This window comes from Blastomonas sp. CCH1-A6, from assembly GCF_001556365.1.
In the GTDB taxonomy this organism is placed as follows: Bacteria; Pseudomonadota; Alphaproteobacteria; order Sphingomonadales; family Sphingomonadaceae; genus Blastomonas; species Blastomonas ursincola.
Genome location: NZ_LSIS01000218.1, coordinates 1 through 6,578, shown reverse-complemented (window position 1 = coordinate 6,578; position 6,578 = coordinate 1). Strand labels below are relative to the sequence as shown.

The 6,578-nt window shown below is 66.6% G+C and carries 9 protein-coding genes; 7 read left to right on the top strand and 2 right to left on the bottom strand.

Going from position 1 to position 6,578, the window contains the following annotated elements:
• Positions 1-65 precede the first annotated feature (65 nt).
• A complete protein-coding gene (locus AX735_RS09580; RefSeq protein WP_066279132.1) occupies positions 66-317 on the top strand; it encodes a hypothetical protein in 252 nt (83 codons plus the stop codon).
• A 22-nt stretch (positions 318-339) separates the two neighbouring features.
• Here AX735_RS09580 and AX735_RS09575 read toward each other — a convergent pair whose 3' ends face one another.
• On the bottom strand, positions 340-756 hold the full coding sequence (locus AX735_RS09575) for an ATP-binding protein (protein ID WP_066279128.1): 417 nt from the start codon (positions 754-756) through the stop codon (positions 340-342).
• A gap of 83 nt (positions 757-839) precedes the next feature.
• Here AX735_RS09575 and AX735_RS09570 point away from each other — a divergent pair, with 83 nt between their 5' ends.
• From AX735_RS09570 to AX735_RS09545, 6 genes are all read left to right on the top strand, one after another.
• Positions 840-1,235, top strand: a complete 396-nt coding sequence (locus AX735_RS09570) for a FecR family protein (protein WP_231750080.1) — start codon at positions 840-842, stop codon at positions 1,233-1,235.
• Entirely contained in the window at positions 1,232-1,834 is a 603-nt protein-coding gene (locus tag AX735_RS09565; RefSeq protein WP_066279122.1) for an OmpA family protein, read from the top strand. The genes AX735_RS09570 and AX735_RS09565 overlap by 4 nt, the downstream gene beginning before the upstream one ends.
• Positions 1,835-1,952: 118 nt before the next feature.
• The gene (locus tag AX735_RS09560) at positions 1,953-3,623 is read left to right on the top strand and encodes a formate--tetrahydrofolate ligase (RefSeq protein WP_066279120.1); all 1,671 of its coding nucleotides are present in this window, start codon (positions 1,953-1,955) and stop codon (positions 3,621-3,623) included.
• 69 nt (positions 3,624-3,692) lie between these two features.
• A complete protein-coding gene (gene metX, locus AX735_RS09555; protein WP_066279116.1) occupies positions 3,693-4,850 on the top strand; it encodes a homoserine O-acetyltransferase MetX in 1,158 nt (385 codons plus the stop codon).
• A complete protein-coding gene (gene metW, locus AX735_RS09550) occupies positions 4,847-5,437 on the top strand; it encodes a methionine biosynthesis protein MetW (RefSeq protein ID WP_066279114.1) in 591 nt (196 codons plus the stop codon). The genes metX and metW overlap by 4 nt, the downstream gene beginning before the upstream one ends.
• Positions 5,438-5,440: 3 nt before the next feature.
• Complete coding sequence (locus AX735_RS09545) at positions 5,441-6,370, top strand: NAD(P)/FAD-dependent oxidoreductase (protein ID WP_066279111.1); 930 nt, start codon at positions 5,441-5,443, stop codon at positions 6,368-6,370.
• A gap of 16 nt (positions 6,371-6,386) precedes the next feature.
• Here the strand turns inward: AX735_RS09545 and AX735_RS26310 are convergent.
• Positions 6,387-6,578: hypothetical protein (locus AX735_RS26310; protein ID WP_231750079.1), on the bottom strand; the 192-nt coding region annotated here is incomplete at its 5' end.

Below are 6,578 nucleotides of genomic sequence, written 5' to 3'. Positions count from 1 at the left end.
CCAGCAGCACCTAAATCTCCACCGAAAATTACACCACGAGCGCGGACGCTAACCAGCTTTACGGGATGCCGCCCAAATATCTGTCGCGCAAATATCGCGCGCTGCGCGCCGCGCGTTCGCTGATCGATGCCGAGCCCGACGAGGCAGACTATCTGCGCGACGCGTTCTACGACCAGTCGCACATGATCCGCGAGCTCAAGCTGTTTGCGGGCACGACACCGACCCGGCTGCGCACCGGCGAGGGCGAGATGGCGCGGCTGATCGACCAGCGCAGCCAGCTCAAGGGCGCGATCAACCCGCTGGTGGCAGAGACCTGAACGCCGCCTGTCGCGCCGACGCTCAGCCGAGCAGCACGAGTTCGAGCAGATTGAAGCCGTCCTCGCGCCGGTAATCGGCAATCTCTGCCCACGCGCGGATCATCGCGAGCCCGGCTCCGCCACCGCGCTCCGCGTTCGGCGCGTCGAACTCGTCAGCTTCGCGCGGGTCAAACGGACGGCCATTGTCGGCCAGGATGATGCAGATTCCCGCCGGGTCAGGATAGAGCTCCAGCCAGCCGGACAACGCGCCTTCCACCGCGCCATGCTCGTAAACATTCGTAACAGCTTCTTCGACCAGAACGGCAAGCTTTGCGCTGAGCATGGGGGACAGGCTATGTTCTTCGGCAAAAGCCTGCGCCTGCGCGACCGCGCGATGTATCGATTCGGGACCATTGCCGTCCAGATCGCAGCGATACGGATTGAAATTGCGCGACGTCATGGCGCAGTTTATGCCATGTATGCGGGCAAGTGGGGATGCCTAATATGAGACGCGTACTGCTTGTATCACTTTCGCTGCTGGCCATGACCGCTCAACCCGCCTGGGCCGATATCGGCCGGGTCAAGAAAACTGCCGGCGCCGCGCAGATCGAACGCAAGGGCACGCGGATCAATGCCGCGGTTGGCACCTCGCTCCTGCCGGGCGACGTGCTCGTCACCGGCAAGGGCGGGCAGATCGCGGTCGCCTTTGCCGACAATACCCGCTTTTCGGTTGGCCCTAATAGCCGCATCGCGGTCGACAAGTTCGACTTCGACCGCACCACCCGTTCGGGAGCCTTCGAGACCCGGGTCGAGCGCGGATCGCTGGGCGTCGTTTCGGGCCAGATCGCCAAGTCGCGCCGCGACGCGATGAAGGTGCGCACCCCGACCTCGTTGCTCGGCGTGCGCGGCACCCGCTTCATCATCAACGTGCCCGAATGATGCGCGCAAGGGGTCTTTCGATCGCGCTGCTCGCGCTGACCCTGGCCGGCTGTGCCGGTCCTTCGCTGCTGCTGATGAACAACGAGGACGGCTCGAACGAGGGTGCGCTGGCGGTCATCGACGAGAAATGCGGCAATCCCGACGGATCGACCATTGCGGGATCGTTCACCCGCACCAGGCTTTCGGGCTGTGCGCCGCGTCCCAAGGGCGTCGGCGAGGCGGCGCTCAAGCCCGAGGAGCGCAGCCTGATTGCCAATCTGCCGCCGCCACCGGCGCGCTTCACCATGTATTTCATTCCCGACACGACCGTGCTGGCACCAGGATCGGAAGGGATGATCGATGCCCTTGCCGAGCATTTCAAGGCGCGGCCCGGCGCGGAGCTCGAGATCATCGGCTATACCGATACCGTCGGCAAGCCCGAGTATAACCTTACCCTGTCGCAGAAGCGCGCCGACGAGATCAAGGGACGGCTGGTGCAGCTGGGCTTCCCGGCCGAGGTCATCACCACGACGGGACGCGGCGAGACCGAGTTGCGCTTCCCCACCCCCGACGAGACCGAGAACGGCGGCAACCGCCGGGTGGAAATCATCGTCCGCTGAACGGCGGCGCTTGCCTGGCCGGAGCGGCTATGGCTAGACAGGCGCTCATCGTGTCCCGGTCGCTCTCCGGCGAAAGCCGGGGCACGCCCCCCTGCTGAAAACGTCGGACACCCTCTTCATGCTCACCGATATCCAGATTTCGCGCGCCGCCAGCCTGCAGCGCATCTCCGTCATCGCCGAAAGGCTGGGTCTCGAAGAAGCAGCGGTCGAACCTTATGGCCATTACAAGGCCAAGATCGACCTCAAGGCGGCCGGACTCGACGGCGCCGAACCGAGAGGCAGGCTGATCCTGGTCACCGCGATCAATCCCACGCCTGCGGGCGAGGGCAAGACCACGACATCGGTGGGTCTCGCCGATGCCCTGAACCGCATCGGCCACAAGACGGTGCTCGCACTGCGCGAACCCTCGCTCGGCCCCTGTTTCGGCACCAAGGGTGGCGCGACCGGCGGCGGCTATGCCCAGGTTGGGCCGATGGAAGACATCAACCTGCATTTCACCGGCGATTTCCACGCGATCACCTCGGCGCACAATCTGCTCGCCGCAATGATCGACAACCATATCCACTGGGGCAATGCGCTCGATATCGACGTGCGCCGCGTCGTCTGGCGGCGGGTGCTCGACATCAACGACCGCGCGCTGCGGCAGATCGTCCAATCGACAGGCGGCGTCGGCAACGGCTTCCCACGCGAAAGCGGCTTCGACATCACCGTCGCGTCCGAGGTGATGGCGATCCTGTGCCTGGCGCGCGATCTCGACGATCTGGAGGAACGGCTGGGGCGCATCGTCATCGGCTATACGCGGCAGCGTCAGCCGGTCACCGCGAGCGACCTCAAGGCGGCAGGCGCGATGGCGGTGCTGCTCGCCCAGGCGATCAAGCCCAATCTGGTGCAGACGCTCGAGGGCAACCCGGCGCTGCTGCACGGCGGGCCGTTCGCCAATATCGCGCATGGCTGCAATTCGGTGATCGCGACGCGCGCCGCGCTGGCGCTGGGCGATTTCGTGGTAACCGAGGCGGGGTTCGGCGCGGACCTGGGCGCGGAGAAATTCTTCGACATCAAGTGCCGCCAGGCCGGACTCGCCCCGGCCGCGGCGGTGATCGTGGCGACCGTGCGCGCGCTCAAGATGAACGGCGGCATCGCCAAGGCCGAGCTTGGCCATGAGGATGTCGAGGCGGTGCGGCGCGGCAGCGTCAACCTCATCCGCCATATCGAGAATGTGCGCCAGTTCGGCGTGCCCGTCGTCGTCGCGATCAACCATTTCCACAGCGACAGCGAGGCCGAGATCGCGGTGCTGCGCGAAGTGGCCGAGGCGCAGGGCTGCGAAGCGCATCTGTGCCGCCACTGGGCCGAAGGCGGTGCGGGCGCGGAGAGCCTGGCACACGCGGTCGCGCGGATTGCAGCCGGCGGCGAGGCGCAGTTCAAGCCGCTCTATGACGATGCGCTGCCGCTGATCGACAAGATCGAGACGGTGGCAAAGCGCATCTACCGCGCCGAGGGCGTTTCCGCGACGCCCGCCGTGCTGGCGCAGCTCCAGCGCTGGGAAGAGGCGGGATACGGCCACCTGCCGGTGTGCATGGCCAAGACGCAGTACAGCTTCTCCGCCGATCCGACGCTGCTCGGTGCACCGACGGGCCATGTCCTGCCGGTGCGCGAGGTGCGGCTGAGCGCGGGTGCCGGCTTTGTCGTGGCGATCTGCGGCGAGATCATGACCATGCCGGGGCTGCCCCGGATCCCCGCCGCCGAAACGATCCGGCTCGACGCGCAGGGCGAGATCGAAGGGCTGTTCTGAATGTCGCAACGCGCGCCGATATTCACGCCCCATTGACAGCCGCACAGCTTGACGCCAAGCCCGCCGCCCATGGCGAGCGCATCTGCCCCTCTTTCCGACGAACGGTTCGGCCTCGACCGGCGGATCACGCTGCTCGGGCCGCTGCCGCTCGATTGCGGTGCCGCGCTCGCGCCGGTGCAGATCGCGTACGAGACCTATGGCACGCTCAATGCCGACAAGAGCAATGCCATCCTGATCTGCCATGCGCTGACCGGCGACCAGTATGTCGCCTCGACGCACCCGATCACCGGCAAGCCCGGCTGGTGGCAGCGGCTGGTGGGAGAAGGCAAGCCGGTCGATCCGTCGCGCGAATTCATCATCTGCGCCAATGTCATCGGCAGCTGCATGGGCTCATCGGGCCCGGCAACGGTGAACCCTGCCACCGGTGAGCCCTGGGGCATGGATTTTCCGGTGCTGTCGATCGCCGATATGGTGCGCGCGCAGGCGCTGCTGCTCGATTATCTCGGCATTCCGGTGCTGTCCGCCGTCATCGGCGGCTCGATGGGGGGCATGCAGGCGATCAGCTGGCCGGTGCTTTATCCCGACCGTGTCCGCGCCGCGCTCGTCATCGCCTCGACCGCGCGGCACTCGGCGCAGAACATCGCGTTTCACGAGGTCGGCCGCCAGGCCATCATGGCCGACCCGCGCTGGCGCAAGGGGGCCTATTATGCCGATGGCGACGTGCCCGCATCGGGCCTGGCCGTCGCGCGCATGGCCGCGCATATCACGTACCTCTCCGAAGCCGGACTGACCGAGAAATTCGGCCGCCGGTTGCAGGACAAGAGCGGCAAGGATTGCAGCGGCAGCAGCTTCGGCTTCGATGCGGATTTCCAGATCCAGTCCTATCTGCGCCATCAGGGCATCAGTTTCGTCGACCGGTTCGATGCCAACAGCTATCTCTACATCACCCGTGCGATGGACTATTTCGACCTCGCCGAACCGCATGACGGGGTGCTCGCCAAGGCGTTCATGGGCACCAGGACGCGCTTCTGCCTGATCAGCTTCGATACCGACTGGCTGTATCCCACCGCGGAATCGCGGCGGATCGTCCACGCGCTCAACGCCGCCGGAGCCGAGGTGAGCTTTGTCGAACTGTCCTCGCCCTTCGGCCATGACGCCTTCCTGCTCGAATGCCCGGAGATGAACCGCATCGTCGATGGTTTCCTGCGCGCCGGGGCAAACGCGTGACCGGATTGCGCCCCGACCTTCAGATCATCGCCGAGAACGTGACGCCCGGCGCGCGCGTGCTCGATATCGGGTGCGGCGACGGCGCGCTGATGGCGGCACTGCGCGACACGCGCCAGGTGCGCGCGCGCGGGCTCGAGCTCGACCCGGCCAATGTGAGCGCCGCGGTAGCGCGCGGCCTTTCGGTGATCCAGGGCGATGCCGATACCGATCTTGCCGATTATCCGTCGGACAGCGTCGATTACGCGATCCTCAGCCAGACGCTGCAGACCACGCGCGCGCCGCATCTGGTGCTGGAACAGCTGCTGCGCATCGGGCGGCAGGCGTTCGTCAGCTTCCCCAATTTCGCGCATTGGCGCATCCGCCTGTCGCTGGCGACGCAAGGCCGGATGCCGGTCACCAGGCTGCTGCCCGAAAGCTGGTACGACACGCCCAATATCCACCATGTCAGCATCGAGGATTTCCGTGATCTGATCGCGGCGCGCGGCTGGGCCTGCGACGGGCAATGGTTTCTTTCGGGCGGCAAGCCGACATCGCGCGGCATGGCCAATCTGCTCGCCGAGCACGCGGTCTTCCTGCTGAGGCGCTGAGACATGAGAATCGGGATCATCGGAGCCGGGCTGGCCGGGCTGACCGCAGCGCGCGGGCTGGCAGAGGCGGGGCACGCGGTCATATTGTTCGACAAGGCGCGCGGCCCGGGCGGCCGCATGTCCACCCGCCGGACCGAAACCGCGCAGGGCATGGCGTTTTTCGACCATGGCGCGCAATATTTCACCGTGCGCGACGCCGGTTTTGCCGAAACGGTCGAACGCTGGGAGGCCGATGGTGTCGCGGCGCGCTGGGCGGCGGCGGGCGACAATGCCTGGGTCGGTACCCCGGGCATGAACGCGATCATCAAGGCCGAGGCGGCAGCGCACGATGTCCGCTGGAACTGCCGGATCGAGCGGATCGTGCGCGAGGGCGCGAGTTGGCGGTTCGAGCACGACGCGGGCAGCGAGAGTTTCGATACCGCGATCGTCGCCGTCCCGGCAGAGCAGGTCGCGCCGCTGCTGGCCTCCCATGCCCCCGAATGGGCGGCGCTGGCCGAGGCCACGGTATCGCAGCCGTGCTGGACGGTCATGGCAAGTTTTGCCGAACGAGTCGATTTTGGTCCCGATTGCCTGCGCAACGCAGGCGCGATCGGCTGGGCGGCGCGCAACAGCGCCAAGCCGGGGCGCACGGGACCGGAAAGCTGGGTCGTCCAGGGATCGCCCGCCTGGTCGGCGGCGCATCTCGAGGACGAGGCCGACAGCGTGATCGCGGCGCTGGTCGCCGATCTGGCGGCGGCGACAGGTGTCGCGCTTCCCGAAACACTGATCGTGCAGGCGCATCGCTGGCGCTATGCGCTGTCGGGCGCAGCCGGGCGGACGATGCTGTGGGATGAAGGTTCGAGGCTGGGGGTCAGCGGCGACTGGCTGATCGGACCCCGGATCGAGAGCGCCTGGGCCTCGGGCCGGGCGCTTGCGGCGGCTGTGGCCGCCTGATCAGATCAGCTCAAGATCAGACGATCGCGCCGGGGCCGATGCTCGCGGCGAGGAACAGCGCCGAACTCAGGATCGCGAGCGCTGCGGCACCGATCTGGCTGGAAAGCTGGAGCGACATTGTTTCTTTTCCTTGGAGTTGGAGTGAAAGGGCGGTCAGACGATGACGCCGGGGCCGATGCTGGCAGCGATGAAGACGACCGAGGTGATG

Coding starts and splice junctions, on each gene's coding strand:
- AX735_RS09565 (WP_066279122.1), top strand. CDS start 1,232: ATGATGCGCGCAAGGGGTCTTTCGATCGCGCTGCTCGCGCTGACCCTG.
- AX735_RS09570 (WP_231750080.1), top strand. CDS start 840: ATGACCGCTCAACCCGCCTGGGCCGATATCGGCCGGGTCAAGAAAACT.
- AX735_RS09560 (WP_066279120.1), top strand. CDS start 1,953: ATGCTCACCGATATCCAGATTTCGCGCGCCGCCAGCCTGCAGCGCATC.
- metX (WP_066279116.1), top strand. CDS start 3,693: ATGGCGAGCGCATCTGCCCCTCTTTCCGACGAACGGTTCGGCCTCGAC.
- AX735_RS09575 (WP_066279128.1), bottom strand. CDS start 756: ATGACGTCGCGCAATTTCAATCCGTATCGCTGCGATCTGGACGGCAAT.
- AX735_RS09545 (WP_066279111.1), top strand. CDS start 5,441: ATGAGAATCGGGATCATCGGAGCCGGGCTGGCCGGGCTGACCGCAGCG.
- AX735_RS09580 (WP_066279132.1), top strand. CDS start 66: ATGCCGCCCAAATATCTGTCGCGCAAATATCGCGCGCTGCGCGCCGCG.